Raw genomic sequence first — 24,842 nt, forward strand, 5'->3', positions numbered from 1 at the left:
AGCATGGCGACCGACATCCTGATGCCCGCCCTCTCGCCCACCATGGAGGAGGGCAAGCTCGCCAAGTGGCTGAAGAAGGAGGGCGACCCGATCAAGTCCGGCGACGTGCTGGCCGAGATCGAGACCGACAAGGCCACCATGGAGGTGGAGGCCATCGACGAGGGCATCCTCGCCAAGATCCTGATCGCCGAGGGCACCGAGGGTGTCGCGGTCAACACGCCGATCGCCGTCATCGCCGGCGAGGGTGAGGATCCGGCGAGCGTCCAGTCCGGCGGCGGCGCCAAGCCCAACGGCGCGGGCGGCCATCCGGCCCCGGCGCCCGACATGCAGGCCGAGGGCATGGCCGACAGGCCGGCCCCCGCGGCCAAGACCGGCGACGACGCCCCGAAGGCGCCGGCCGCGCCGGCCGTCATCACCAACAAGGCCCAAGAGCCGGTGATGGAGGAGTTCCCGGCCGACACGCCGATGGTCACCCAGACCGTCCGCGAGGCCCTGCGCGACGCCATGGCCGAGGAGATGCGCCGCGACGGCGACGTCTTCGTCATGGGCGAGGAGGTCGCCGAGTACCAGGGCGCCTACAAGGTCACCCAGAACCTGCTGCAGGAGTTCGGGCCGAAGCGCGTCGTCGACACCCCGATCACCGAGCACGGTTTCGCGGGCATCGGCGTCGGCGCGGCGCTCGCCGGCCTGAAGCCGATCGTCGAGTTCATGACCTTCAACTTCGCCATGCAGGCGATCGACCATATCATCAACTCGGCGGCCAAGACCCTTTACATGTCCGGCGGCCAGCTCGGCTGCCCGATCGTGTTCCGCGGGCCCAACGGCGCCGCCGCCCGCGTCGCCGCCCAGCACAGCCACGACTATTCCGCGTGGTACTCCAACGTGCCGGGCCTGAAGGTGATCGCACCCTACACGGCATCCGACGCGAAGGGCCTGCTCAAGGCCGCGATCCGCGACCCGAACCCGGTGATCTTCCTCGAGAACGAGATCCTGTACGGGCAGTCCTTCCCGGTGCCGAAGCTCGACGACTTCGTGCTGCCGATCGGCAAGGCGAAGATCCACCGCACCGGCAGCGACGTGACCATCGTGTCCTTCGCGATCGGCATGACCTACGCCCTCAAGGCCGCGCAGGCGCTGGCCGAGCAGGGCATCGAGGCCGAGGTGATCGACCTGCGCACGATCCGCCCGATGGACAGCGCGACGGTGGTGGAATCGGTCAAGAAGACCGGCCGCTGCATCACCGTGGAGGAGGGCTTCCCGCAATCCGGCATCGGCGCCGAGATCGTGGCCCGCCTGATGGTCGACGCTTTCGACTTCCTGGACGCGCCGGTTCTGCGCATCACCGGCAAGGACGTGCCGATGCCCTACGCGGCCAACCTCGAGAAGCTGGCGCTGCCGACGGTGGCGGAGGTCGTCGAGGCCGCCAAGAGCGTCTGCTACAAGTGACGGGCGCGCGGGCGACGCCGTCGCCCGCCCCGGCCAGATCGAGGAACAGCCGGCGCGCCATGAGCCAGGATCCGAGCACCGACTTCGCCGAACTCGCCATCCCGCCCGACGCCCTGGAGCAGGGCGGCATCGAGGTGCTGCGCGCGGCCGTGGTCGACGGCGCGGTGAGCGTCGCCCTGCGCCGCTCCTTCGACGATCCGGCGACCTGGGGCCGGCTGCTGGCCGACCTCGCCCGTCAGGCCGCCCGCGCCTACGCGCTGGAGACCGACATGTCGGAGGACGAGGCGGTCGAGCGCATCCGCGCCGGTTGGGAGGCCGAGGGGCTCGACCCCGGCGGTCTCAACTGATGATGGCGGCCGACCATGGCTGAGGCGGCCGTCCGGCAGGCGACCTACGCGGATCTGGAGGCCGTCCTCGCGCATCGCGTCGCCGCGAAGGTCGACGGGGCGCCGGACCCGCGTCCGCGGCCGCCTTACGACGCCGTCCCTTTCCCCCTCGACGACCTCTTCCCCTTCGACGATCCGGCCGCCCCGGCCTTGCCCGAGACCTGATGCCATGCCGATCAACGTGCTGATGCCCGCGCTCTCCCCGACCATGGAGAAGGGCAACCTCGCCAAGTGGCTGAAGAAGGAGGGCGACCCGATCAAGTCCGGCGACGTGCTGGCCGAGATCGAGACCGACAAGGCCACTATGGAGGTGGAGGCCATCGACGAGGGCGTGCTCGCCAAGATCCTCGTGCCCGAGGGCACGGCGGACGTGCCGGTCAACGATTTGATCGCCATCATCGCCGCCGAGGGCGAGGACCCGTCGAGCGTGCAGGCCGGCGGCGCGCCGAAGGCCGCCTCGAACGGCGAGGCCAAGGCCGAGTCCAAGCCCGAGCCGAAGGCCGACGCCTCTGCGGCCGGCCAGAACACCACGCCCGGCGGCGGCCACATGTCGTACGAGCGGGTGAACGCCGCACCGGAGGGCGCACAGCCGAGCGGCGCTCCGCAGGGTGGCGCGCAGGCCGGCCCGGGCGGCCGCGTCTTCGCCTCGCCGCTGGCGCGGCGGATCGCCAAGCAGGAGGGTGTCGACCTCGGCGCCGTCCAGGGCAGCGGGCCGCACGGCCGCATCATCGCCCGCGACGTCCAGGCCGCGAAGGCCTCCGGCTCCACCAAGGCACCCGCCGCCGCGCAGGCCGCCGCCGAGGCGCCGAAGGCGGCCGCACCGGCCCCGAAGGCCGCCCCCGCGGGCGGCGCGCCGGCCGGGCTCACGACCGATCAGGTCAAGGGCTTCTTCGCCAAGGATGCCTACGAGGAGGTGCCCCTCGACGGCATGCGCAAGACCATCGCCAAGCGCCTCACTGAGGCGATGCAGGTCGCCCCGCACTTCTACCTGACGGTGGATTGCGAGCTCGACGCGCTGATGAAGCTGCGCGAGACGCTGAACGGCTCGGCCGGCAAGGACAAGGACGGCAAGCCCGCCTTCAAGCTCTCGGTGAACGACTTCGTCATCAAGGCGATGGGCCTCGCGCTGACCCGCGTTCCGGCCGCCAACGCGGTCTGGGCCGAGGACCGGATCCTGCGCTTCAGGCACGCCGAGGTCGGCGTCGCGGTGGCGATCGACGGCGGCCTGTTCACCCCGGTGATCCGCCGGGCGGACGAGAAGACGCTCTCGACCATCTCCAACGAGATGAAGGATTTCGCGGCCCGCGCCCGCGCCAAGAAGCTGAAGCCCGAGGAGTACCAGGGTGGCGTCACCTCGGTGTCGAACCTCGGCATGTTCGGCATCAAGCACTTCACCGCGGTGATCAACCCGCCGCAATCGAGCATCCTGGCGGTGGGCGCGGGCGAGAAGCGCGTGGTCGTGAAGGACGGGGCGCCGGCCGTGGTCCAGGTCATGACGTGCACCCTGTCGTGCGACCACCGGGTGCTCGACGGGGCGCTGGGTGCGGAGCTGGTCTCGGCCTTCAAGGGGCTGATCGAGAACCCGATGGGCATGCTGGTGTGAGGCGCGACTCTGTTATGATCGCCTGAGCGATCAACGGAGAGTCGCGTGTCCGAAGTCACCGATCTGGTCCTGCCAGTCCTTCAACGGATGCAGAGCGACATCGCCGAGGTGAAGCGCGATGTCGCAGCGATCAAGACGACCCTGACGGGTCATACCGAGAAGCTCGAGGAATTGGAGATCTACGTCGCCTACGAAACCGGCCTCGGCACGCAGGCGAAGGCGGATCTCCAATCGATCAAGAAGACGATCAAGGCCATGGAGCAGCGGCTGAGCGCGCTGGAGACCTCGTCCTGATCGCCGCGTCAACGACGGTGCAGTCGCGCGCGCCACAGCGGAGAGCTGAGACACGATGTCCGACACCTACGACGTCCTCATCATCGGCGCCGGGCCCGGCGGCTACGTCACGGCGATCCGCGCGGCGCAACTCGGCTTCAAGACCGCCGTGGTCGACCGCGAGCACCTGGGCGGCATCTGCCTGAACTGGGGCTGCATCCCCACCAAGGCGCTGCTCCGCTCGGCCGAGATCTTCCATTACTTCCAGCATCCTGGCGATTACGGCCTGACCGCGGAGAAGGTCGGGTTCGACACCGCCGCGATCGTGAAGCGGTCCCGCGGCGTCTCGGCCCGCCTCAACGGCGGCGTCGGTATGCTGCTCAAGAAGAACAAGGTCGACGTGATCTGGGGCGAGGCCTCGGTCGACAGCGCCGCGCAGGGCAACCAGCCCGGCAAGGTCACCGTGAAGGAGACCAAGCGCGCCGAGGCGCCGAAGGGCGCCAAGGGCGCCGGCACCTACCAGGCCAAGCACATCATCGTGGCGACCGGCGCGCGTCCGCGCGCGATCCCGGGGATCGAGCCCGACAAGAAGCTGATCTGGACCTACTACGAGGCCATGGTCCCCGAGGCGATGCCCAAGAGCCTGCTGGTGATGGGCTCGGGCGCCATCGGCATCGAGTTCGCCTCGTTCTACCGCACCATGGGCGCCGAGGTGACCGTGGTGGAGCTGCTGCCGCAGATCCTGCCCGTGGAGGATGCCGAGATCGCCGGCCTCGCCCGCAAGCGCTTCGAGAAGCAGGGCATCAAGATCCTCACCGGCGCCAAGGTGACCAAGGTCGAGAAGGGCGCCGATTCTGTCACGGCCACCATCGAGGGCGGCGACGGCAAGACCCAGCAGATCACCGCGGAGAAGCTGATCTCGGCGGTGGGCGTCGTCGGCAACATCGAGAATATCGGTCTCGAGAAGCTCGGGGTGAAGATCGACCGCGGGATCGTGGTGACGGACGGGCTCGGCCGCACCAACGTGCCCGGCCTCTACGCGATCGGCGACGTCGCCGGGCCGCCGATGCTCGCCCACAAGGCCGAGCACGAGGGCGTCATCTGCATCGAGACCATCAAGGGCCTGCACACCCACCCGATGGACAAGGCCAAGATCCCGGGCTGCACCTACTGCCAGCCGCAGATCGCCAGCGTCGGGCTCACCGAGGCGAAGGCCAAGGAGCAGGGCTTCTCGGTGAAGGTCGGCCGGTTCCCCTTCGCGGGCAACGGCAAGGCGATCGCGCTCGGCGAGCCGGACGGCCTGATCAAGACCGTGTTCGACGCCAAGACCGGCCAGCTGCTCGGCGCCCACATGGTCGGGGCCGAGGTGACCGAGCTGATCCAGGGCTACGTGGTGGCGATGAACCTCGAGAGCACCGAGGAGGAGCTGATGCACACGGTGTTCCCGCACCCGACGCTCAGCGAGATGATGCACGAGAGCGTGCTCGACGCCTACGGCAAGGTGATCCACACCTGATCGGAGGCCGACGCGGCGCGCGGGTCGGACAGGGATCCGAGCCGCGCCGCCACCGGCCGGTCAGTGCGGACCGGTCCGCGCCGCGAGCGTCAGGCTCACGGCCTGGAACAGCAGGATCACCAGAACCGTCGCCACGCTGCCGCCGATCGGGATCAGCAGCAGGGCGACGAGCGGATCGAGCCCCCGGACGAGCAGGAGCGTGACGCAGCTGCCGATCACGGAGGCGATGGTCATCCGAAAGATGCAGCATTCGGACGGTTGCATGTGCCCTCCCATCAGGCCCCCGGCGGGAGTGTGAGGACCAGCGCCACAATATGCAACCGGAGATAGTTACTAGCTGAGAATCAATCCCAGATCGTGATTTCGGCGTCTTACGCGACAGAGCCTCAGGAGCACCCGCGATCCACGGGCTCGGCCTGGTCCGGCGACGGCACATAGGCGCACCACTCGCAGATGCCGCGTTCGGCGCCCCGCCGCGCGTTGCGCTGCGAGCAGAGCGGGCAGACGAGCAGGATCAGGCGCGAGCCGGTGCGCAGCGCCAGCCCGCGCCCCCGGAAGGTGACCTCGGTCGCCGCGTCGCCCGAAGCGCGGTCGCGGGCGCTCACGGCGAGGCCCTGCCGCCGTGCGGGCGGCGCACCGGTGCGCGCGTGATCTCTGTTGCCATGGCGATGCCGCCCCCCAGCGTTCCTGCCAAGTTGTCGCTGGGTATAAGCGGCGGGGCGGCGAATGGCTCCGCTTGCGCATGTGGATCGGCGGGATGCGCGCGGGTCGAAAGGCCCGTATGACGGGCTGCGGCCCGGCCTCGCTCCGGCGCGGCCCCGGGCGGATGGTACCCGGACGACGATGCAGGCAACGATGCAGGCGACCATGCACGACACGCAACACGGCGAATCCGGCGCGGCCACCGGCGGCCTTCCGACCTTCGCGGACGTGGCCCGCGCCGCCGAGCGGATCGCCGGGGCCGCGCACCGCACCCCGGTGCTGACCTCCCGCACGGCCGACGCGATGACCGGCGGGCGCCTGTTCTTCAAGGCGGAGAACCTGCAGCGGGCCGGCGCCTTCAAGTTCCGCGGCGCCTACAACGCGATCAGCGCGCTGCCGGAGGCGGCCCGCACCCGCGGGGTCATCACTTACTCCTCGGGCAACCACGCCCAGGCGATCGCCCTGGCGAGCCGGCTGCTCGGAGCGCCCGCCACGATCATCATGCCGGGCGACGCCCCCGCGGCGAAGATCGCCGCCACCCGCGGCTACGGCGCCGAGGTGGTCCTGTACGACCGCTACACCCAGGATCGCGAGGCCCTGGGCCGCGAGATCGCCGAGGCCCGCGGCCTGACGCTGATCCCGCCCTTCAACCATCCCGACGTCATCGCCGGGCAGGGGACGCTGGCGCAGGAGCTGATCGAGACGGTCGGCCCCCTCGACGTGCTGGTGGCCTGCCTCGGCGGTGGCGGCCAGCTCGCGGGCTGCGCCCTCGCCGCCGCGGAGCTGTCACCGGGCTGCCGGGTGATCGGCGTCGAGCCGGAGGCGGGCAATGACGGGCAGCGTTCGTTCCGCGAGGGCCGGATCGTCACGATCCCGGTGCCCCGCACCATCGCCGACGGTGCGCAGTCGACGGCCCTGGGCGACCTGACCTTCGCGATCATCCGCGCGCGGGTGTCCGACATCCTCACCGTCACCGACGCGCAGCTCGTCGAGACCATGCGGTTCTTCGCCAGCCGGATGAAGCTCGTGGTCGAGCCGACCGGCTGCCTCGCGGCGGCGGCGGTGCTGAGCGGCCTCGTGGACGTGACGAACAAGCGCGTCGGCGTGGTGATCAGCGGCGGCAACGTCAATCTCGGGACCTTCGCGCGACTGACCGGCGAGGCCGCCTGAGGGCGCTCCCGCGCGGCGAATGCCGGGCCGGTGTGACCCCGCCGCGGTGGACCGGCCCCGGGCCAATGCTTATCTTGTACGCGTCAGAATGCGCGTCCCCGGGCCTTGAACCCGGATGGGCGGGAGGGTGACGATGTCCGCTGGTTTCAAGGTTCTCTCGCTGACCGATCGCGCCGCCGATCGGATCAAGGCGATCATGGCGGAGGCCGACCGGCCGATCGCCGGGCTGCGCGTCGGCGTCCGGAACGGCGGTTGCGCCGGGATGTCCTACACGATGGAATATGCCGAGGCGGCCAAGCCCGGAGAGGACGTGGTCGAGGATCGCGGCGTGCGCGTGTTCGTCGATCCGAAGGCGGTGCTGTTCCTGCTCGGCACCGAGATGGACTTCACCACCAACAAGCTGGCCTCGCAGTTCGTGTTCAACAACCCGAACCAGACCTCGGCCTGCGGCTGCGGCGAGTCGGTGGCGATCACGCCGGTCTCGGCTGACCGCCTGCCCGCGCAGGCCTGACCGGTCCGCGCCCGCCGTCGCGGGTGGCGCGTGTCGCCGGACGGCGACACGGCCGGGGCCGGCTCTAGGCCACCTGCATCAGCGACTCGGCGGCGTCGTCCAGGAAGCGGTTCCGGCCGGCGCGCTTCGCCGCGAACATGCACAGGTCGGCCCGCTCCATCAGCGAGGCGGGCGTGTCGCCCGGGCGCAGCACCGCCACGCCCAGCGAGATGGTGACCTTGCCGAGCGACTCGCCGGTCGAGCGCTTGACCAGCTCGCGCCCCATGACGCTGGCGCGGACCGTCTCGGCCACCTGCTTGGCCACCGTCCGGTCGACCCCGGGCAGGATGATGCCGAACTCCTCGCCGCCGAACCGGGCGAGCTGCGCCTGCTTGCCGGCGTTCTCGCGCATCACGATCGCCACGAGCCGCAGGACCTGATCGCCCGTGAGGTGACCGTACAGGTCGTTGAAGCGCTTGAAGAAATCGATGTCGAGGATGATCAGGCTCATGGGCGTGCTGCGCGCCCGGGCCGTCTCCATCGACGCTTTCAGCGTCTCCTCGAAATGCTTGCGGTTGGCGAGCCCCGTCAGGGCGTCGGTCAGGCTCTCGCGCCGGGTCGCCTCGAGCTTCTCGCGCAGGGTCTCGATCTCGCTGCGGGTCTCGCGCATGCGGGCTTCGAGAATCCGGTTGTTGGCGGCGACCTCCCGCGTCGTGGCGGCCAGGGTCGCGACGATCTCGCCGAACCGCGCCCGGCTCGGGACGCCCTGGGAGAGGTCCTGAGCGACCGCGCGCAGCGACTCGCTGTACTGCGCCGTCGAGCCCAGGGAGAGGTCCAGGATCTCGGTGACGGCCGCGATCTCGCTGAGGACGATGCGGCTGACGTCGTCGGTGGTGCTCGCGAGGCGGCGCCCGTCGAGATAGGTCTCGTGCAGGTCGTCGATGTCGCCCTCGGTGAGGCAGCCGTTCTGCGTGGTGAGACGCTTCACGGCGTCAGCGAGGAGCGGCAGCTCTCCCGAGACGTAGGCGTACCAGACGGCGTAGGCGCGCGGCGTCGCGGAGGGCCCGTAGTCGCGAATCAGATCGTGGCTGCGCTTCGCCAACGCGAAGCTGCGATCGCGATCCGAATAGGTCTCCTGGCTCATCCGTATCCCGCGGTCCGGGGCGACCGACGCGCCTGCGTCGTTGCCCTGACCCAATATACGGCTGCCTGGTAGCCGGACAGTTAAGCCGGAACAGACGTCTGTTACTTATCCTTCTTCGCCAAGACTGGTCGAAGCAGGAACGCAGGAACGTGCGAGCCGAGGCCGACGGGCGTGTCCCCGTCCGCGTCGATCCGGCGCCCGCGCTCCTCGCGCGCGGACTCGCCGCCGCGGCCTGACGCGCGGCCCGACGCGCGCGGCTCCGGACGGCTCTCGGGGCGGCTCTCAGAACGGCTCTCGGGACGATCGTCCGGGCGGCTCTCCGCGCGCGCCGCGCCGCGGCCGCCGCGCGACCGGGTCGGACGCTCGCGGACCTCCTCGGTCTCGCTCGCGCTCCGGGCACTCTTCTCGACGACGGCCTTGTCGGCGCCCTTGTCGGCACCCTTGTCGCTGCTGCTCTTGTCGCCGCTCCGTCCACCGCTCTTGGCGGAGCGGCCGCCCCGACGCCCGTCGCTCGCGCGGCCGCGGTGGCGCGTCCCGGTGTCGCCGGACGGGTCGGCCACGCTGGTCAGGTCGCCGTCCAGCCAGGGGATCGGCTGGCCGATCAGCGCCTCGATGGCGCCGAGGGAGCGCGAGTCGTCGGGGGCGACCAGCGTGTAGGCCGTGCCGCTGCGGCCGGCGCGGCCGGTGCGGCCGATCCGGTGGACGTAATCCTCCGGGTGATGCGGCACGTCGAAGTTGAAGACGTGGCTGACGGCCGGGATGTCGAGACCGCGCGCCGCCACGTCGCTGGCGACCAGCAGGGCGGTGTCGCCGTTGCGGAACCCGTCGAGGGCCGTCGTGCGGGCGCGCTGGTCCATGTCGCCGTGGAGCGCCGCGGCGTCGAAGCCGTGGCTGACCAGGGACTTCTGCAGCAGCGCCACGTCGCGCTTGCGGTTGCAGAAGATGATCCCGTTCTTCAGCTCGCCCTCGCCGCGGATCAGGGTGCGCAGGCGCTCGCGCTTGGCGTGCCCCTCGGCGCCGGTGGCGACGAGCCGCTGGGTGATCGTGGTCGCAGTGGAGGCGGGCCGGGCCACCTCGACCCGCTGCGGGTTGTGCAGGAACATGTCCGCCAGCCGCTCGATCTCCGGCGGCATGGTCGCCGAGAAGAACAGCGTCTGCCGGGTGAACGGCACCATCTTCACGATGCGCTCGATGTCGGGGATGAACCCCATGTCGAGCATGCGGTCGGCCTCGTCGATGACCAGGAGCTCGACGCCGGTGAGCAGCAGCTTGCCGCGCTCGAAATGGTCGAGCAGGCGGCCGGGCGTCGCGATCAGCACGTCGGTGCCGCGCATCAGCTTGGCGTCCTGATCGGCGAAGGAGACGCCGCCGATGATCAGCGCCACGTTGAGCTTGTGGTTCGTCCCGTAGCGGTCGAAATTCTCGACCACCTGGGCGGCCAGCTCGCGGGTCGGCTCCAGGATCAGCGTGCGCGGCATCCGCGCGCGGGCGCGGCCGTTCTCCAGCAGCGTCAGCATCGGGAGCGTGAAGGCCGCGGTCTTGCCGGTGCCGGTCTGGGCGATCCCGAGGACGTCGCGGCGCGCCAGCACGTGTGGGATGGCCTCGGCCTGGATCGGCGTCGGCTCGGTGTAACCCGCCGCTTCGACGGCGTTCAGGACTTTCTCGCTCAGTCCCAGGTCGGAAAAAGGCATCTGCGTTCAGGAACCGTTGCGCGCCCGGCCGGCGCGAAGGACACCGTCGCGGCAACGGCTGGGAAAGGCTCGCGCGGGGCGCTCGGACGCTCCCGGGGCCGCGGGGCGCATGCTCCCTGTCAGTTAGGGCCTTGGCGCGACTTGTCAATCTCGCAATGGCGACAGTGCCTGCCCGCGCACAGGGGATCGGCCGCGCGAAGGGTCGCCGATCAGGGCCGGAGACGGTCGCCCGCGGGCGCGACGCAGGGATCCAGGCGGGTGGTGCGGGCGGATCGGGCCGCCGCGATGGCGCCGGTCGTCTCGGGCTCGGCCATCGGCGCGAGCGCCGCGGTCGCGACGGCAGTCCCGGGTGTCGGCGCGTCGGGCCGGCTCAGCCGCGCGAGCTGGTAGGCGCCGATCACCGCGACGATCCCGACCAAGCCCGCCACGCGCAGCGTCCAGGGCAGGGGGCCCGCGCTCCGCCTCGGTTCGACGCGCGCCACCCGCGCGGCGGTCGAGCCGGTCCGCGGGCTGGCCTGCGCGCCGGGCGCAGCCTCGCCGGTCCGGCGCTTGCCGAAGGTCGTCCGGCTCCGTTCGTCGGGGCTCTGCATGGACAGCGGTCTCCGCCGGCGGGGGACCGGATTCGGTTTGGGGCGCGACAGGGGCCCGGGGACGGGCCCGCGAGCGACGGACCATCGGGCAACAGGGTTAATTGATCGCTTACGCGCGAGAATCATTCTCGTCGAAGTTGTGCCGGAATAAAACGTCCGCCGCCGACGGCTCCTGCAGAGACCGCGAGCGATGTCGCCGGCCCCGCGCCGGCCGCCGCCAATATGCGCGGCGCGCAAGGCAGCTAGTCTTCACGGTCTCTGCAGCTCTCCTCGCCCTCGTCGAGCGCGCGAGCGGGCCGTCTGCTGTCGGGCAGGGCCGGCTAGTCTTCATCTTTCGTTGACGGGATGTCCCTAGCCTGAAGAGGCTTGTTGCAGGAAAGCGACAGACCCGCCATCCGAGAGCGCCTAGAAGGCTGCCGGCTCAAGCTAACCCAGGACCGAACACCACCATGAAGAAGCTTCTCCTCGCATCCACCGTCCTCGCCGGCATGACCGCCGCGGCGTCCGCCGCCGACCTTCCGCGCCGCGCCGCGCCGCCGCCGGTGTTCACGCCGGTGCCGGTGTTCACCTGGACCGGCTTCTACTTCGGTGTGAACGCCGGCTACGGCTTCGACGCCAACAGCCGCAACACCACCAACTACGCCCTGCCCGGCGGCTCGCTGATCAACTCCCCCGGCACCGCCGGCGTCGTCAGCGTCAACAACCGCAGCAACAACGACGGCTTCTCGGGCGGCGCCCAGATCGGCTACAACTACCAGTTCACCCCGGGCTCCGGCGTCGTGATCGGCTTCGAGGCCGACGCCCAGTACGTCGACTTCGCCCGCCGCGCCAACGCCACCCAGAACTACACCTTCCGCGGCGCCCCCGGCATCGCCTTCGCCAACCCGCCCGCCTTCGTCGCCACCAGCGGCAACGGGCTGGACTACTTCGGCACCGTGCGCGGCCGCCTCGGCTACGCCTTCGACCGCACCCTCGTGTACGGCACCGGCGGCTTCGCCTACGGCTCGGGCCAGGACGACCAGAACTTCGCCGGCAACCGCTTCCGCGACAGCTTCCGCACCGGCTGGGCCGCCGGCGGCGGCGTCGAGTACGCCCTGCCCACCGACTCGTTCCTGAACTTCTTCCGCTCGAACGCCGTGACGCTGAAGGTCGAAGGCCTGTACGTCAGCCTCGACCGCCAGAAGAACTCGGCCGGCGGCGTGTTCTACGGCAACCTCCTGCCCCCGAACGGCATCGCCTACCTCAACGGCGCCGCCGCCAAGACCGAGTTCGCCGTCGTCCGCGCCGGCCTGAACTACAAGTTCGGCTCGTACTGAGACCGGATGCCGGAGCCGGCTCTGCCGGCTCCGCGCTCCCGAAGGGCCCGGCCGCAAGGCCGGGCCCTTTCGCGTTTCGGGACCGCGAACCGGCCTCGGCGGGTGCGACAGGGAGGGCCGGAACCGCGCGGGCCGCCCGCGATTGAGACCGCGGCGCCCCTCAGTGACCCGGACAGGGCCTTCCACGCGAGGACCGGGCGCGCGGAGCGATCAGCCATGCGAAGCCGAATCCTTCTCCTGTCGCTCGCGGCCCTCGGCCTCGCGAACGCGCCGGCCTCCGCGCAGGACGCCAGCGTGATCGGCAAGGACACGATCCTGCCGGCCACGGGACCGGGAACCTCGACGGACGGCAAGGGGGGCGGGCGGCTGACGGAGGCGGCGAGCGCCGAGGACGCCGCCAAGCGTCAGGGGCTCAAGCCCGTCACCTTCCTGACCACGAAGATGATCGGCGTGACGGTGCGCAACGCCGCCGGCGACAGCGTCGGCAAGATCGAGGATCTGCTCATCGCCGACGGCGGGACGCTCAAGGCCGTCGTGATCGACGTCGGCGGCTTCCTCGGCCTCGGCAGCAAGCTCATCGCGGTCGAGCCGGGCGCCCTCGTGCTGCGTCCCGGCGGCGACCGATTCTCGGCGGTCCTCAACATGGGCAAGGACACGGTGGCGGCGGCCCAGCCCTTCGACCCGGCCAAGGTGATCGCGCCGCCCCGATAAGGCGCGACCGAAACCGGTCACCCGTCTTTGCGAGCGCAGCGAAGCGATCCAGGGCAGCGCGACTTCGGCGAACGTGGCGCTGCTGGGTTGCTTCGCTGCGCTCGCGATGACGGCGCGGCGCCATCGACCGACGCGGCGCGGCCGCGCCGGCGCTCCGGCGTCAGATGTCGAGGTCGGCGCCCTCGGCGAAGGCCGCGCGCTCGCTGATGAAGGCGAAGCGCGCCTCGGGCTTGTTGCCCATCAGGCGCTCGACCGTGTCGCCGGTCGATTCCCGGGCCTCGTCCAGGACCGCGACGCGCAGCAATGTGCGCTTCCTCGGATCCATGGTGGTCTCCTTGAGCTGGGCCGGCATCATCTCGCCGAGGCCCTTGAACCGCCCGATCTCGACCTTGCCGCCCTTGAACACGGTCTTGACGATCCGCTCCCGATCCGCGTCGTCCCGGGCATAGGCCACCTTCGAGCCCTGCTGCAGCCGATAGAGCGGCGGGATCGCGAGGTAGAGGTGGCCGCGGTCGATCAGCCTCGGCATCTGGCGGTAGAAGAAGGTGATCAGCAGCGAGGCGATGTGGGCGCCGTCGACGTCGGCGTCCGTCATGATGATCACCTTCTCGTAGCGCAGGTCCGCCTCGCGGAAGGCCGAACCGGTGCCGCAGCCGAGCGCCAGGGTGAGATCGGAGATCAGCTGGTTGGCGCCGAGCTTGTCGCGCGAGGCCGAGGCGACGTTCAGGATCTTACCGCGCAGCGGCAGGATCGCCTGGGTCGCCCGGTCCCGGGCCTGCTTGGCCGAGCCGCCGGCCGAGTCGCCCTCGACGATGAAGATCTCCGAGCCCGCGGTGCCGGCCGCCGAGCAGTCGGCGAGCTTGCCGGGCAGGCGCAGCTTGCGGGTCGCGCTCTTGCGGGCGACCTCCTTCTCCTGGCGGCGGCGCAGGCGCTCCTCGGCCCGGTCGATCACCCAGTCGAGGACCTTGTTGGCCTGGGCCGGGGAGGCGGCGAGCCAGTGGTCGAAGGCGTCGCGCACCGCCGTCTCGACGATGCGCTGGGCCTCCACGGTGGCGAGCTTGTCCTTGGTCTGGCCCTGAAATTCCGGCTCGCGGATGAACACCGAGAGCATCGACGCGCAGGTCGCCATGACGTCGTCGGTGGTCACCGCCGTCATGCGCTTGGCTTGGTTCACCCGCTCGGCGTGCTCGCGCAGGCCGCGCAGCAGGGCGACGCGCAGGCCGGCCTCGTGGGTGCCGCCCTCGGGCGTCGGGATCGTGTTGCAGTAGGAGTGCGAGATCCCGTCCTCGGCGACCATCCAGGCCACCGCCCATTCGAGCGACCCGTGCGAGCCCGGCTTGGTGATCTTGCCGGAGAACATGGCGTCGGTGACGAGTTCCTTCCCGTCGATGTCGCGGGCGAGGTAGTCGCGCAGCCCGTCGGGGAAGCGGTGCACCGCCTCGGGCGGAACGTCCTCCAGCCCCTCGAGGAGGGCCGGGGCGCAGCGCCAGCGGATCTCGACGCCGCCGAACAGGTAGGCCTTGGAGCGCGCCATCTTGAACAGGCGGCGCGGGTCGAACTTCAGCGAGCCGAAGATCTGGGCGTCCGGGTGGAAGCGCACGCGCGTGCCGCGGCGGTTCTGCACCCGGCCGACCAGTTCCAAGGCCCCTTGGGCATGACCGCGCGAGAACGTCTGCCGGTAGAGCGTCTGGTTGCGCGCCACCTCGACCTCCAGCAGGTCGGAGAGTGCGTTCACCACCGAGATGCCGACGCCGTGCAGGCCGCCCGAGGTCTCGTAGACCTTCGAGTCGAACTTACCGCCGGCGTGCAGCGTGGTCATGATGACCTCGAGCGCCGACTTGCCGGGGAATTTCGGGTGCGGGTCGACCGGGATGCCGCGGCCGTTGTCGGTGACGACGAGGGCGCCGGTCTCCTCAAGCTCCACCTCGATGAAGCTGGCATGGCCGGCGACCGCCTCGTCCATCGAGTTGTCGATCACCTCGGCGAACAGGTGGTGGAGCGCCCGCTCGTCGGTGCCGCCGATATACATGCCGGGCCGGCGCCGGACGGGCTCCAGCCCCTCCAGCACCTCGATGTCGGAGGCGGTGTAGCCGCCCTCCGGCTCGGCGGCCGCGAGCGTCGCCACGGAGGCCGCCGAATCCAGCCGCCGCCGCGGCTCGGGCGGGCGGGCCGCCGCGCCCTTGCCGCCCGGCCCGAACAGGTCCCGCGCCGGATCGCTCACGCGCGGCCTCCTGGCGCGCGGCGCGTCGGCCGGCTCGGCTTCGCGCAGACGGGTCTTGGGACGGGTCTCGGGTCGTGGAGCATGCGCCTTCATCCCCGCATGATAGCGGAACAAACCATAAACATCAAAGCCGTTCGCCCTGCGGCGAGGCGGTCGCATCATCGCATGCTGCGCTGCCGCGAGCGAGGGCCGCGTCCGTGCCGGCACACGGTTCCGCGCGCCGGGCCGTCATCACGACGTTGCACAACAATGGGTTAAGGCTTTCTCGTGACCCGCATGCCCGGCTTCCACAGGCGACGCCCGGAACAGAACGGGACGATCGACGTTGGTGGCGGAGATAAATCTTGACCGTGGTCAGGGAGCCGCAGTCCATGAGCGACGCCGCGATCGAGGCCCGCCGCCTCACGTTGATCCGCTTCGAGCACGCGGCCGGCGCCGCCTTCGGCTGCGACGATGACTCGGCTGTCGTGCCGGCCGGTCGGGCGCTGATGAACTCCACCACCCTCGCGCTCGCGACCTTCGCGACGGCCGTGGCGGCGACGATCACCTACCTGGTCTGAACCCGATCGCTGACCGCAACCCGCGGTGAGGGGCGGCAACGCTGCCTCTGCCACGTCTTTGCGAGCGGAGCGAAGCAACCCAGTCGGCGCCACGTTCGAACGCCTCGCGCTGCACTGGATTGCTTCGCTCCGCTCGCAAGGACGGGCGGGCTTGCCGGCCCGCCTCAGCCTCGTCCACGAACGCTTCAGCCCGCGCTCGACGTCTTCGCCGCCGCCTTCTTGGCCGCAGGCTTCTTCGCGGCGGTCTTCTTCGCCGCCGGCTTGTCGCCGCCCGCGGCCCGCGCCGACCCTTTCCGGACCGCCCCGCGCTTTGCCGGCTTGCCGCCGCCCGCGGCGCGCTTGGCGTTCACCAGGGCGATCGCCTCGTTGAGGGTCAGCGCCTCGGCGCTCATCGTCTTCGGCAGCGTGGCGTTGACCTCGCCGTCCGTGACGTAGGGCCCGTACTTGCCGGCCTTGACCACGAGATCGCGGCCGCTGGCCTCGTCCTTGCCGAGCGGCCGGCCCGGATCGGCGGCCGGGCGGCCGCGGCCGCCGCCCTGCTCCTTGGCGACGATCAGGTCGATGGCGCGGTTAGCCCCGATCTCCAGCACGTCGTCGTCCTTGCCGAGATTGGCGTAGGTCTTCCCGTGCTGCACGTAGGGTCCGAATCGGCCGAGATTGGCCAGGATCGGCTCGCCGGTCTCGGGGTGGCGGGCCACCTCGCGGGGCAGCGCCAGCAGGGCCAGCGCCTTGTTGAGATCCACGTCCGAGGGGCTGAGCCCCTTGGGCAGCGACGAGCGCTTCGGCTTCTCGGCGCCCTTCTCGGCGGAGGCCTCGCCGAGCTGGAGGAACGGCCCGAAGCGGCCGTCGCGCAGCGTCACCGGCAGGCCGGTCGCGGGATCGTCGCCCAGCACCCGCACGCCCGGCTGGCCACCCTCGGCCGAGGAGCCGTCACCGTCGCCGTCGACGCCCGAGGCCGAGAGCTGCCGGGTGTACTTGCACTCCGGGTAGTTCGAGCAGCCGATGAAGGCGCCGAACTTGCCGAGCTTCAGCGACAGCTGGCCTGAGCCGCAGGTCGGGCAGGTGCGCGGGTTCGAGCCGTCGCCCTTGTCGGGGAAGATGTGCGGGCCGAGGAGGCCGTTCAGCGCCTCCAGCACGTCGGCGACGCGCAGCTCCTTGGTCTCACCGATCGCCGCGGAGAAGTCGCGCCAGAAGTCGCGCAGCACCGCCCGCCAGTCGATCTCGGCGTTGGAGACCCGGTCGAGCTGCTCCTCGAGGCCGGCGGTGAAGTCGTACTCGACGTAGCGCCGGAAGAAGCTCTCGAGGAAGCCCGTGACGAGCCGCCCCTTGTCCTCCGGCTGCAGCCGCTTCTTCTCGATCTTGACGTATTCGCGATCCCGCAAGGTCTGGAGAACCGCGGCATAGGTCGACGGGCGGCCGATGCCGAGCTCCTCCATGCGCTTCACGAGGCTCGCCTCGGAGTAGCGCGGCGGCGGCTCGGTGAAGTGCTGGGTCGAGCTGATCCGCTCGCGGGCGAGCGGGTCGCCGGCCTTCATGGGCGGCAGGCGGCGGCTTTCCTCGTCCTCCTCGTCGTCCTTGCCCTCCTGGTAGAGGGTCAGGAAGCCATCGAACTTCACCACCTGGCCGGTGGCGCGCAGGTCGATGGTCCGCGGTCCGACCTTGGCGGTGACGTCGACGGTGGTCCGCTCCAGCTCGGCCGATTCCATCTGGCTGGCCATGGTGCGGGTCCAGATCAGCTCGTAGAGCCGGGCCTGCTCGGGCTCGAGGTGGCGCGCCACCGTCTTGGGCAGGCGGCCCATGTCGGTGGGGCGCACCGCCTCGTGGGCCTCCTGGGCGTTCTTGGCCTTGACGCTGTACTTGCGCGGAACGTCCGGCACGTAGCGGTCGCCGAACTCCTTGCCGATCACCCGGCGGGCGTCCTGGATCGCCTCCGGCGCCATGTCGACGCCGTCGGTCCGCATGTAGGTGATGATGCCGACCGTCTCGCCGCCGATATCGACGCCCTCGTAGAGCCGCTGGGCGACCCGCATGGTCTGGGCCGGCGCCATCCCGAGCTTGCGGGAGGCCTCCTGCTGGAGGGTCGAGGTGGTGAAGGGCGGCTGCGGGTGGCGCTTGGCGGGCTTCGCCTCGACGCTCGCCACCTGGAAGGTCGCGAGTTCCAGGTCGCGCTTGAAGGCGGCCGCCTCCTCGCCCGTGCCGACGTCGAGGCGCTGGATCCGCTTGCCGTCGGCGCCCACGAGGCGGGCCTCGAAGGTCGCGCCGTCGGCGGTCGTCAGCGTCGCGATGAGCGTCCAGTACTCGCGCGGCTTGAACCGCTCGATCTCCATCTCGCGCTCGACCACGAGCCGGAGCGCCACGGACTGAACGCGCCCGGCCGAGCGGGCGCCCGGCAGCTTGCGCCACAGGACCGGCGAGAGGTTGAAGCCGACGAGGTAGTCGAGCGCCCGGCGCGCCAGGTAGGCGTCGACCAGCGCCTGGTCGATCTCCCGCGGCTTGCGCATCGCCTGCTCGACCGACGCCTTGGTGATGGCGTTGAAGGTCACGCGCTCGACCGGGATGCCCTTGAGCGCCTTGCGGGCGGTGAGCGCCTCCAGCACGTGCCAGGAGATCGCCTCGCCCTCGCGATCCGGGTCGGTGGCGAGGATCAGCTTGTCGGCGCCCTTGACCGCCTTGGCGATCTCCGAGACCCGGCTCGCCCCGCGGTCGGCCAGCTCCCAGACCATGTGGAAGTCCTGCTCGGGATCCACCGAGCCGTCCTTGGGCGGCAGGTCGCGGATATGCCCGAAGGAGGCGATGACTTCATAATCGCGGCCGAGATACTTATTGATCGTCTTGGCTTTGGCCGGCGACTCGACGACGACGACTTTCATTCAGACCTCTGCCCCTGACGGAGCCTGGGCGCGACGGACGAATTCTGTTCGAGATTCGCGTGGGACGTATGCCCGCCGTCGGGCCGGGGCCGCGCGCCGGGCACAAGTGGGTCACGGGCGGCGGGTTGTCAAATCGCGAGGTTGTTCGGGGGAGCCACTGCGCGGCACTTTTCGGGCCGGGTCCTGATCAGGTTCCGCGTCGCTCCACCTGTCCGGGGAAGAGGCCATGCAGGATGAAACGCGGCCCGGGCTCCAGCACGGAACTTGCCGCGTCAGCAGCTCAAAATCCCGTCAGTCGCCTCAGATCCCCGCGTACCACTCGTAGCCGCGGTCTTCCCAGTAGCCGCCGCTGCCCTGGCCGATCCCGGCGAGCGACTCCACCATCTCGACCCGCATCACGTACTTGGCCTGCTTGTAGCCGAGCTGGCGCTCGACCCGCAGCCGCAGGGGCGCGCCGTTCGAGACCGGCAGCGGCTTGCCGTTGAGGTCGTAGGCCAAGATCGTCTGCGGGTTGAAGGCGTCGTAGAGGTCGATGCTCTCGTAGTAGCGGATCGGGATCCCCGCCGGCTCGGGCTCCGGGGCCGGGCTGCCCTGGCCCCAATCGTCCTTGGGCGCGTCGGTGGCGGTGGCCGGGCCGCCCCAATCGTCGGCGGCGGCGAGCTGCACGTAAGCTTCGCGCACCGCGCCCGGATGGCTCGGGCGCCAGAGGGACGCGCCCTGGTCGCGCCCTCTGCCACCGCCCTTGGGACCGGCCTCGAACTCCAGCGTGTCGGCGCAGTGGAACACCGCGTAGCGCGCCTGCGGCTTCAGCCCCGCCTTTTTCAGCACCTCGGCGAGCGGCACGCCGCCCCATTGCCCGATGCAGCTCCAGCCCTCCACGCAATCGTGCCGGGTGATCTGGGTGCGCGATGGCAGGGCCCGCAGGTCCGCGAGGCTCAGCGACAGCGGGGTCTGGACCAGCCCGTCGACGGAGAGCTTGAAGTCCGAGAAGTTCCGCGCCGCCAGCGCCCGGTAGGCGCGGTCCGGCGGGTCGATCGTGCCGTTCGGCTTGAACCAGGGCGAGATCATCGAGGCCGGGAATTCCCGGGCCAGGGTCGTCGGCGACATCAGCAGGCGCTGGACGTATTCGTTGGCGTCCTCGCCGACCTTGAGGGTGCGCTGCCCCGTCTCGGTCCCGGCGAACTTGTCGCAGCCGGCCAGCAGCGCGGTGCCCATCAGGCCGGCACCCGCGGTGAGGAGCTTGCGGCGGTGGAGGATCATCGCGCGGTCTCCCGGTCGCGGCCGAGGCTGAACCAGCCGGTGATCATGCCGCGCATGTTGTTGACGAGCCCGGAGACAACCACGAGCAGCACGTGGACCACCACGAACAGCACGATCAGCCCGGCGGCGATGAAGTGGACGCTGCGCGCCGATTGCCGGCCGCCGAACACCTCGGTGAGCCACGGCCAGGCCGCGTCCATCCCGGGCGACATGGCGAGGCCGGCGAGCACCATCGCGGGCAGCAGGCCGAGCACGAGGACGAGGTAGGTGAGCTTCTGGATGACGTTGTAGCGCTTGGCCTCGGTGCCCTCGGGGAAGCGCAGGAGCAGGTGCTCCTTCACGGAGCCGCCGAAGTCGCGGATCTGGTCGCCGTCGGGGATCAGGCGGCGGAGGAGCTGGCCCGAGACCAGGCCGTACAGCAGGTAGACCGCCCCGTTAATCACCAGCAGCCACGCGAACAGGAAGTGCCAGCGCCGCCCGGTCGCCAGGTCCTGGTTGGCCGGCAGCGTCGCCCAGGACGGGAAGGCGCGCTCCACCTCGGTGCCGCCCTCCCTCGACAGGCCGAGCACGCCGGTCGTGTCGAGGGTGTGGGAACCGACCGTCACGACGCCGCGGGTCGTGCCGTCGCGGCCCGGCTCGCTGGTGATGGCGAGCGACGGATTGTCGAAGGTCGAGACCGAACCCCAGTAGAGCGCCGGGTGGGCGTTGAAGATCTGCAGGCCGCTCATCAGCAGCACCAGCAGCACCGCGGCGTTGATCCAGTGCGCCAGCCGGATGACCAGCGGGTGGCGGTAGAACCAGCGGCGCCCCTGCCGGTCGACGGTCTCGGGGGCTTCGAGGGCAGGGGAGGCGGCCAAGCGTCTGGATCCCGGGCAAGCGGCGCGGGGTCGGGAGCGTACGGATCCCGACCGTTCGGGCAGATACGTGGCGCGGGGGCGGGCGGTTACCATCCGCCGGGAAAAAGGCCGCAGCCGCCTCTCGAAGTGCGACTGCACCGATGGGCGCGCGCCGTCGATGACGGAGCGCGACGCGCCCCATCCTGCCGCCGGACGGACAGCCTGGGCCTCGAACCCGTGACGCCCGCAGCCCCTGACGAAGCGAGCGTCATGACTGAACCGGGATGAGCGCCGAACAGCCTTGCCCCCCGGGCGCGCCGCACCTACACCCGGGCCTCATCATGACGACGCCTCCGACCCCGGCCTTCCCGCACCGGCACCTCCTCGGCATCGAGGGCCTGACCCGGCCCGACATCGAGGGGCTGCTCGACGCCGCCGAATCCGCCGTCGACATCTCGCGGCAGGTGGAGAAGAAGCGCACGACCCTGCGGGGCCGCACGCAGATCAACCTGTTCTTCGAGCCCTCGACGCGGACGCAATCGTCCTTCGAGCTCGCCGGCAAGCGGCTCGGCGCCGACGTGATGAACATGTCGGTGGCCTCGTCCTCGGTGAAGAAGGGCGAGACCCTGATCGACACCGCCGCAACGCTCAACGCCATGCGGCCCGACATCATCGTGGTCCGTCACGAATCGGCGGGCGCCGTTCACCTGCTCGCCCGCAAGGTCGACTGCGCGGTGGTCAATGCCGGCGACGGCGCCCACGAGCACCCGACCCAGGCCCTCCTCGACGCGCTCACCATCCGCCGCAACAAGGGCCGGATCGAGGGCCTGCAGGTGGCGATCTGCGGCGACGTCCTGCACTCGCGCGTGGCGCGCTCCAACATCATCCTGCTCCAGGCGATGGGCGCGCGGGTCCGCCTGATCGCGCCCTCGACGCTGCTGCCCTCCGGGATCGAGCGCTTCGGCGTCGAGACCTTCACGGACATGCGCAAGGGCCTCGTCGGCTGCGACATCGTGATGATGCTACGCCTCCAGCGGGAGCGCATGAACGGCTCGTTCGTGCCGTCCGTGAAGGAGTATTTCCGCTATTTCGGCCTCGACGGCGAGAAGCTGGCGCTCGCCAAGCCCGACGCCCTGGTGATGCATCCGGGGCCGATGAACCGCGGCGTCGAGATCTCCTCCGAGATCGCCGACGGGGCGCAGTCGCTGATCCGCGAGCAGGTCGAGATGGGCGTCGCCGTCCGCATGGCCGTGCTGGAGGCGCTGGCGCGGCACCTGCCGAACGGGTGAACCCAAGACAACGGGTGATCCCCAGACAAAGCCGGGCGGCCTTCACCCGCTCCGCTTGCCCGCCGAGCGGCCGTGGCGCAGTTTCCTGCCGAAATCCGGTCCTGATCTGTATAAGGGGCCGTCGCAACATGCAGATCGCTTCATGACCGCCTACACGCTCGCCGACCTCGCCGCCCTCGTGGCGAGCCGCGCCGGGACCGATCCGGCCACCTCCTACACGGCCAAGCTCCTGTCCGAGGGCCCCGCCAAGGCGGCCAAGAAGCTCGGCGAGGAGGCGGTGGAGGCGGCGATCGCGGCCGTGCAGGGCGACAAGACCGGCCTGCGGAACGAGGCCGCCGACGTGCTCTACCACCTCGTCGTGCTGCTCCGGGCGGGCGGGGTCGAGCTCGATGCCGTGATGGCGGAGCTGGAGCGTCGCACGGCCCAGAGCGGCATCGCCGAGAAGGCCGCGAGGCGCCACGCGTGAACGCGGCCGCGCTGCCGGGCTCGGTCGAGGCGATCCTCGAAGCGTCCGACCGGCTCTCGCCGTATCGCCGCTTCAGCCGCGAGGAATGGGCGCAGCTGCGCGCCGACACGCCGCTCACCCTCAACCAGGAAGACCTGGAGCGGCTGCAATCGATCAACGACCCGATCTCGGTCGAGGAGGTGGTGGCGATCTACCTGCCGCTGTCCCGTCTGCTCGCCCTGTACGTCGCGGCGACGCAGGGCCTGTTCAAGGCGACGCAGCGCTTTCTGATGGCCGAGCGCGAGACCAAGGCGCCCTACATCATCGGGCTCGCCGGGTCGGTGGCGGTGGGCAAGTCCACGACCGCCCGCATCCTGACCGCCCTGCTGGCGCGCTGGCCCAACACCCCCAAGGTCGACCTCGTCACCACCGACGGGTTCCTGCTGCCCAACGCCGAACTCGCCGCCAACGGGCTGATGGAGCGCAAGGGGTTCCCGGAGAGCTACGACACCGCCGCGCTGCTGCGCTTCCTCCACGACGTGAAGGCCGGCCACAAGCGCGTCACCGCGCCGCTCTACTCGCACCTCGTCTACGACCGGGTGCCCGGCGAGGAGCGGGTGGTGGAGAGCCCCGACATCCTGATCGTCGAGGGCCTGAACGTGCTCCAGCCCGCCCGCCTGCCGCGGGACGGGACCGCGATCCCGTTCGTGTCAGACTTCTTCGACTTCTCGATCTATCTCGACGGTCACGAGGACGACCTGCACCGCTGGTACGTCACGCGCTTCATGAAGCTGCGGCAGACGGCGTTCCGCGACCCGCGCTCGTACTTCCGGAAATACGCCGAGATCGCCGAGACCGAGGCCCTCGACATCGCCGACCGGCTCTGGACGACGATCAACCTGCCGAACCTGCGCGAGAACATCGTGCCGACCCGCCAGCGGGCGAGCCTGATCCTCACCAAGGGCGCGAGCCACCGGATCGAGAGCGTGGCGCTGCGGCGGCTGTAGGCCGGTTCGGGCCGATCGCGCGATCGGCCCGCATGAAGACCGAACCTCCGTCATCACGAGCGACGCGAAGTGACCCAGGGCAGCGCGACGTTCGGGGCGATGTCGCCGACTCTGGATTGCTTCGCTTCGCTCGCAAGGACGTGAACGACCGAGCCTAGGCGCATCACGCGAACGGGAACTCCGCCTCCGCCACGTACGGACCGCCGCCGGTCGAGTCCCGCGCCGAGAACAGCGTCACCCGGTCCAACGTGTAAGTCAGCGGCGCGAAGACCGGCGCCTGCGACAGGTACATCGCCGCCGCCTCCGGCGTGGCGTCGCGCCGGAGGCGCGCCAGGGTCACGTGCGGGGTGAATTTCCGCCGCTCCGGCTCGACCCCGGCCCGGCGCACGAGCCGCTCCTGCTCGGCCTGGAGATCCGTCAGCTCCGCCTCCGGCACCACCGAGGCGTAGAGCGCCCGCGGCCTGTCGCCGCCAAAGATGCCGAGGCCGTCGAGCGTCACCGTCAGGGCCGGGCGGACCCGCATCTCGGACAGCGCCTCCACCACGTCGTCGGCCGTGGTCGCGTCGACGTCGCCGATGAACCGCAGGGTCACGTGGAAGTCGCCCGGCTCGATCCAGCGGGCCCCGGGCAGGCCGCCCTGCCAGGCCCTGAGCGCGTCGGCGATCGCGGGCGGCACCGCGAGGCCGGTGAACAGGCGCGGCACTACCGCGACGCCCCCTGCCGGAGGCCCCCCAGGAAACCCTCCACCGTCGGCAGCATGCGGGAAGCGATGGTCTCCACGCCCTGCCGGTTCGGGTGGATCATGTCGTCGAGGTGCTGCGCCCGGTCGCCGATGATCCCGTCGAGGAAGAACGGGTAGAGGGTCAGGCCGTAGCGTTTGGCGAGCGCCGGGTAGATCGCGTCGAACCGGGCCTTGTAGTCGGGTCCGAGGTTGGGCGCGGCCTGCATGCCGGCGAGCAGGACCGGGATGCCCCGCGCCTTCAGCCGCTCGATGATCGCCGACAGCGCGCCCTCGGTGACCTTCGGGTCGGTGCCGCGCAGCATGTCGTTGGCGCCGAGTTCCAGGATCACGCCCGCGGTCCCGTCCGGCACCGACCAGTCGACTCGGTCGAGGCCGCCCGTGGCGGTGTCGCCGGAGACGCCGGCATTGGCGACCGTCACGTCCGCGCCCCTGGCCTTGAGCAGGCGCTCCAGCACGGTCGGGAAGGCGGCGTCGGCCGGGAGTTTGTAGCCCGCGGTCAGGCTGTCGCCGAGGGCGACGAGCTTGACCGGCTCGCCGGGCGCGGCCCGCGCTCCCGGCGCGACGGCTGTCATGA

General features: G+C 70.7%; 25 protein-coding genes. 14 read left to right on the forward strand and 11 right to left on the reverse strand.

The genetic code is table 11. The features are described 5' to 3' along the window. Positions 1–3 precede the first annotated feature (3 nt). From H288_RS0125010 to lpdA, 6 genes are read left to right on the forward strand one after another with little or no spacing between them, the layout of a single operon-like run. Positions 4–1,446: a pyruvate dehydrogenase complex E1 component subunit beta gene (locus H288_RS0125010; RefSeq protein WP_020095318.1), complete on the forward strand. Its 1,443-nt coding sequence runs from the start codon at positions 4–6 to the stop codon at positions 1,444–1,446. A gap of 59 nt (positions 1,447–1,505) precedes the next feature. After that, positions 1,506–1,793 (forward strand): DUF5076 domain-containing protein, encoded by a 288-nt coding sequence (locus H288_RS0125015; RefSeq protein WP_020095319.1) that lies wholly within the window; start codon positions 1,506–1,508, stop codon positions 1,791–1,793. 15 nt (positions 1,794–1,808) lie between these two features. After that, a complete protein-coding gene (locus tag H288_RS0125020; RefSeq protein WP_020095320.1) occupies positions 1,809–1,997 on the forward strand; it encodes a hypothetical protein in 189 nt (62 codons plus the stop codon). 4 nt (positions 1,998–2,001) lie between these two features. Continuing rightward, complete coding sequence (locus tag H288_RS0125025) at positions 2,002–3,435, forward strand: pyruvate dehydrogenase complex dihydrolipoamide acetyltransferase (RefSeq protein ID WP_020095321.1); 1,434 nt, start codon at positions 2,002–2,004, stop codon at positions 3,433–3,435. A 45-nt stretch (positions 3,436–3,480) separates the two neighbouring features. Continuing rightward, complete coding sequence (locus H288_RS0125030) at positions 3,481–3,729, forward strand: hypothetical protein (protein ID WP_026605272.1); 249 nt, start codon at positions 3,481–3,483, stop codon at positions 3,727–3,729. Between the two features lie 55 nt (positions 3,730–3,784). Continuing rightward, positions 3,785–5,224 carry a dihydrolipoyl dehydrogenase gene (lpdA, locus tag H288_RS0125035; RefSeq protein ID WP_020095323.1) on the forward strand — a complete coding sequence of 480 codons (1,440 nt, stop codon included), beginning with the start codon at positions 3,785–3,787 and terminating at the stop codon, positions 5,222–5,224. Positions 5,225–5,284: 60 nt separating this feature from the next. Here the strand turns inward: lpdA and H288_RS0125040 are convergent, their stop codons facing one another. After that, positions 5,285–5,458 (reverse strand): hypothetical protein, encoded by a 174-nt coding sequence (locus H288_RS0125040; protein WP_020095324.1) that lies wholly within the window; start codon positions 5,456–5,458, stop codon positions 5,285–5,287. A 152-nt stretch (positions 5,459–5,610) separates the two neighbouring features. Continuing rightward, positions 5,611–5,829 (reverse strand): hypothetical protein, encoded by a 219-nt coding sequence (locus tag H288_RS0125045; RefSeq protein ID WP_020095325.1) that lies wholly within the window; start codon positions 5,827–5,829, stop codon positions 5,611–5,613. Between the two features lie 250 nt (positions 5,830–6,079). Here H288_RS0125045 and H288_RS0125050 point away from each other — a divergent pair, with 250 nt between their 5' ends. Then, positions 6,080–7,096, forward strand: coding sequence for a threo-3-hydroxy-L-aspartate ammonia-lyase (locus tag H288_RS0125050; RefSeq protein WP_020095326.1), 1,017 nt, complete (start codon positions 6,080–6,082; stop codon positions 7,094–7,096). A gap of 133 nt (positions 7,097–7,229) precedes the next feature. Next, complete coding sequence (locus H288_RS0125055) at positions 7,230–7,607, forward strand: iron-sulfur cluster assembly accessory protein (RefSeq protein WP_012317999.1); 378 nt, start codon at positions 7,230–7,232, stop codon at positions 7,605–7,607. Positions 7,608–7,671: 64 nt separating this feature from the next. Here H288_RS0125055 and H288_RS0125060 read toward each other — a convergent pair whose 3' ends face one another. The 3 genes from H288_RS0125060 to H288_RS0125070 all read right to left on the reverse strand — a co-directional run bounded on the left by H288_RS0125060 (position 7,672) and on the right by H288_RS0125070 (position 11,011). Further along, positions 7,672–8,730, reverse strand: a complete 1,059-nt coding sequence (locus tag H288_RS0125060) for a GGDEF domain-containing protein (RefSeq protein WP_020095327.1) — start codon at positions 8,728–8,730, stop codon at positions 7,672–7,674. A 101-nt stretch (positions 8,731–8,831) separates the two neighbouring features. After that, the gene (locus H288_RS0125065; RefSeq protein WP_020095328.1) at positions 8,832–10,421 is read right to left on the reverse strand and encodes a DEAD/DEAH box helicase; all 1,590 of its coding nucleotides are present in this window, start codon (positions 10,419–10,421) and stop codon (positions 8,832–8,834) included. A gap of 209 nt (positions 10,422–10,630) precedes the next feature. Then, positions 10,631–11,011 carry a hypothetical protein gene (locus H288_RS0125070; protein WP_020095329.1) on the reverse strand — a complete coding sequence of 127 codons (381 nt, stop codon included), beginning with the start codon at positions 11,009–11,011 and terminating at the stop codon, positions 10,631–10,633. A 449-nt stretch (positions 11,012–11,460) separates the two neighbouring features. Here H288_RS0125070 and H288_RS0125075 point away from each other — a divergent pair, with 449 nt between their 5' ends. Both H288_RS0125075 and H288_RS0125080 read left to right on the forward strand, forming a co-directional pair. Then, positions 11,461–12,327 carry a porin family protein gene (locus H288_RS0125075; RefSeq protein ID WP_020095330.1) on the forward strand — a complete coding sequence of 289 codons (867 nt, stop codon included), beginning with the start codon at positions 11,461–11,463 and terminating at the stop codon, positions 12,325–12,327. A 216-nt stretch (positions 12,328–12,543) separates the two neighbouring features. After that, positions 12,544–13,038 (forward strand): PRC-barrel domain-containing protein, encoded by a 495-nt coding sequence (locus H288_RS0125080; RefSeq protein ID WP_020095331.1) that lies wholly within the window; start codon positions 12,544–12,546, stop codon positions 13,036–13,038. Between the two features lie 160 nt (positions 13,039–13,198). On the opposite strand, the gene parE is transcribed toward H288_RS0125080, so the two are convergent. Continuing rightward, a complete protein-coding gene (parE, locus tag H288_RS0125085) occupies positions 13,199–15,259 on the reverse strand; it encodes a DNA topoisomerase IV subunit B (protein WP_020095332.1) in 2,061 nt (686 codons plus the stop codon). Between the two features lie 371 nt (positions 15,260–15,630). On the opposite strand from parE, the gene H288_RS0125090 reads away from it, so the two are divergent. Then, complete coding sequence (locus H288_RS0125090) at positions 15,631–15,819, forward strand: hypothetical protein (RefSeq protein ID WP_020095333.1); 189 nt, start codon at positions 15,631–15,633, stop codon at positions 15,817–15,819. Between the two features lie 185 nt (positions 15,820–16,004). Here the strand turns inward: H288_RS0125090 and topA are convergent, their stop codons facing one another. The 3 genes from topA to H288_RS0125105 form a co-directional block, all read right to left on the reverse strand. Continuing rightward, positions 16,005–18,689: a type I DNA topoisomerase gene (gene topA, locus H288_RS0125095; RefSeq protein WP_020095334.1), complete on the reverse strand. Its 2,685-nt coding sequence runs from the start codon at positions 18,687–18,689 to the stop codon at positions 16,005–16,007. Positions 18,690–18,989: 300 nt separating this feature from the next. Then, positions 18,990–19,949 carry a molybdopterin-dependent oxidoreductase gene (locus H288_RS0125100; RefSeq protein ID WP_020095335.1) on the reverse strand — a complete coding sequence of 320 codons (960 nt, stop codon included), beginning with the start codon at positions 19,947–19,949 and terminating at the stop codon, positions 18,990–18,992. Further along, positions 19,946–20,806, reverse strand: coding sequence for a cytochrome b/b6 domain-containing protein (locus H288_RS0125105; protein WP_020095336.1), 861 nt, complete (start codon positions 20,804–20,806; stop codon positions 19,946–19,948). The genes H288_RS0125100 and H288_RS0125105 overlap by 4 nt, the downstream gene beginning before the upstream one ends. A gap of 320 nt (positions 20,807–21,126) precedes the next feature. On the opposite strand from H288_RS0125105, the gene H288_RS0125110 reads away from it, so the two are divergent. From H288_RS0125110 to coaA, 3 genes are all read left to right on the forward strand, one after another. Next, positions 21,127–22,074: an aspartate carbamoyltransferase catalytic subunit gene (locus H288_RS0125110; RefSeq protein ID WP_026605274.1), complete on the forward strand. Its 948-nt coding sequence runs from the start codon at positions 21,127–21,129 to the stop codon at positions 22,072–22,074. Positions 22,075–22,216: 142 nt separating this feature from the next. Further along, complete coding sequence (locus H288_RS0125115) at positions 22,217–22,540, forward strand: phosphoribosyl-ATP diphosphatase (RefSeq protein WP_020095338.1); 324 nt, start codon at positions 22,217–22,219, stop codon at positions 22,538–22,540. Continuing rightward, on the forward strand, positions 22,537–23,526 hold the full coding sequence (gene coaA / locus H288_RS0125120) for a type I pantothenate kinase (RefSeq protein ID WP_020095339.1): 990 nt from the start codon (positions 22,537–22,539) through the stop codon (positions 23,524–23,526). The genes H288_RS0125115 and coaA overlap by 4 nt, the downstream gene beginning before the upstream one ends. 163 nt (positions 23,527–23,689) lie before the next feature. Here coaA and thpR read toward each other — a convergent pair whose 3' ends face one another. Both thpR and H288_RS0125130 read right to left on the reverse strand, forming a co-directional pair. Then, the gene (gene thpR / locus H288_RS0125125; RefSeq protein WP_020095340.1) at positions 23,690–24,229 is read right to left on the reverse strand and encodes an RNA 2',3'-cyclic phosphodiesterase; all 540 of its coding nucleotides are present in this window, start codon (positions 24,227–24,229) and stop codon (positions 23,690–23,692) included. Next, complete coding sequence (locus H288_RS0125130; RefSeq protein ID WP_020095341.1) at positions 24,229–24,840, reverse strand: arylesterase; 612 nt, start codon at positions 24,838–24,840, stop codon at positions 24,229–24,231. The genes thpR and H288_RS0125130 overlap by 1 nt, the downstream gene beginning before the upstream one ends. Between the last annotated feature and the right edge of the window lie 2 nt (positions 24,841–24,842).

The organism is Methylobacterium sp. 285MFTsu5.1 (assembly GCF_000383455.1).
GTDB lineage: Bacteria > Pseudomonadota > Alphaproteobacteria > Rhizobiales > Beijerinckiaceae > Methylobacterium.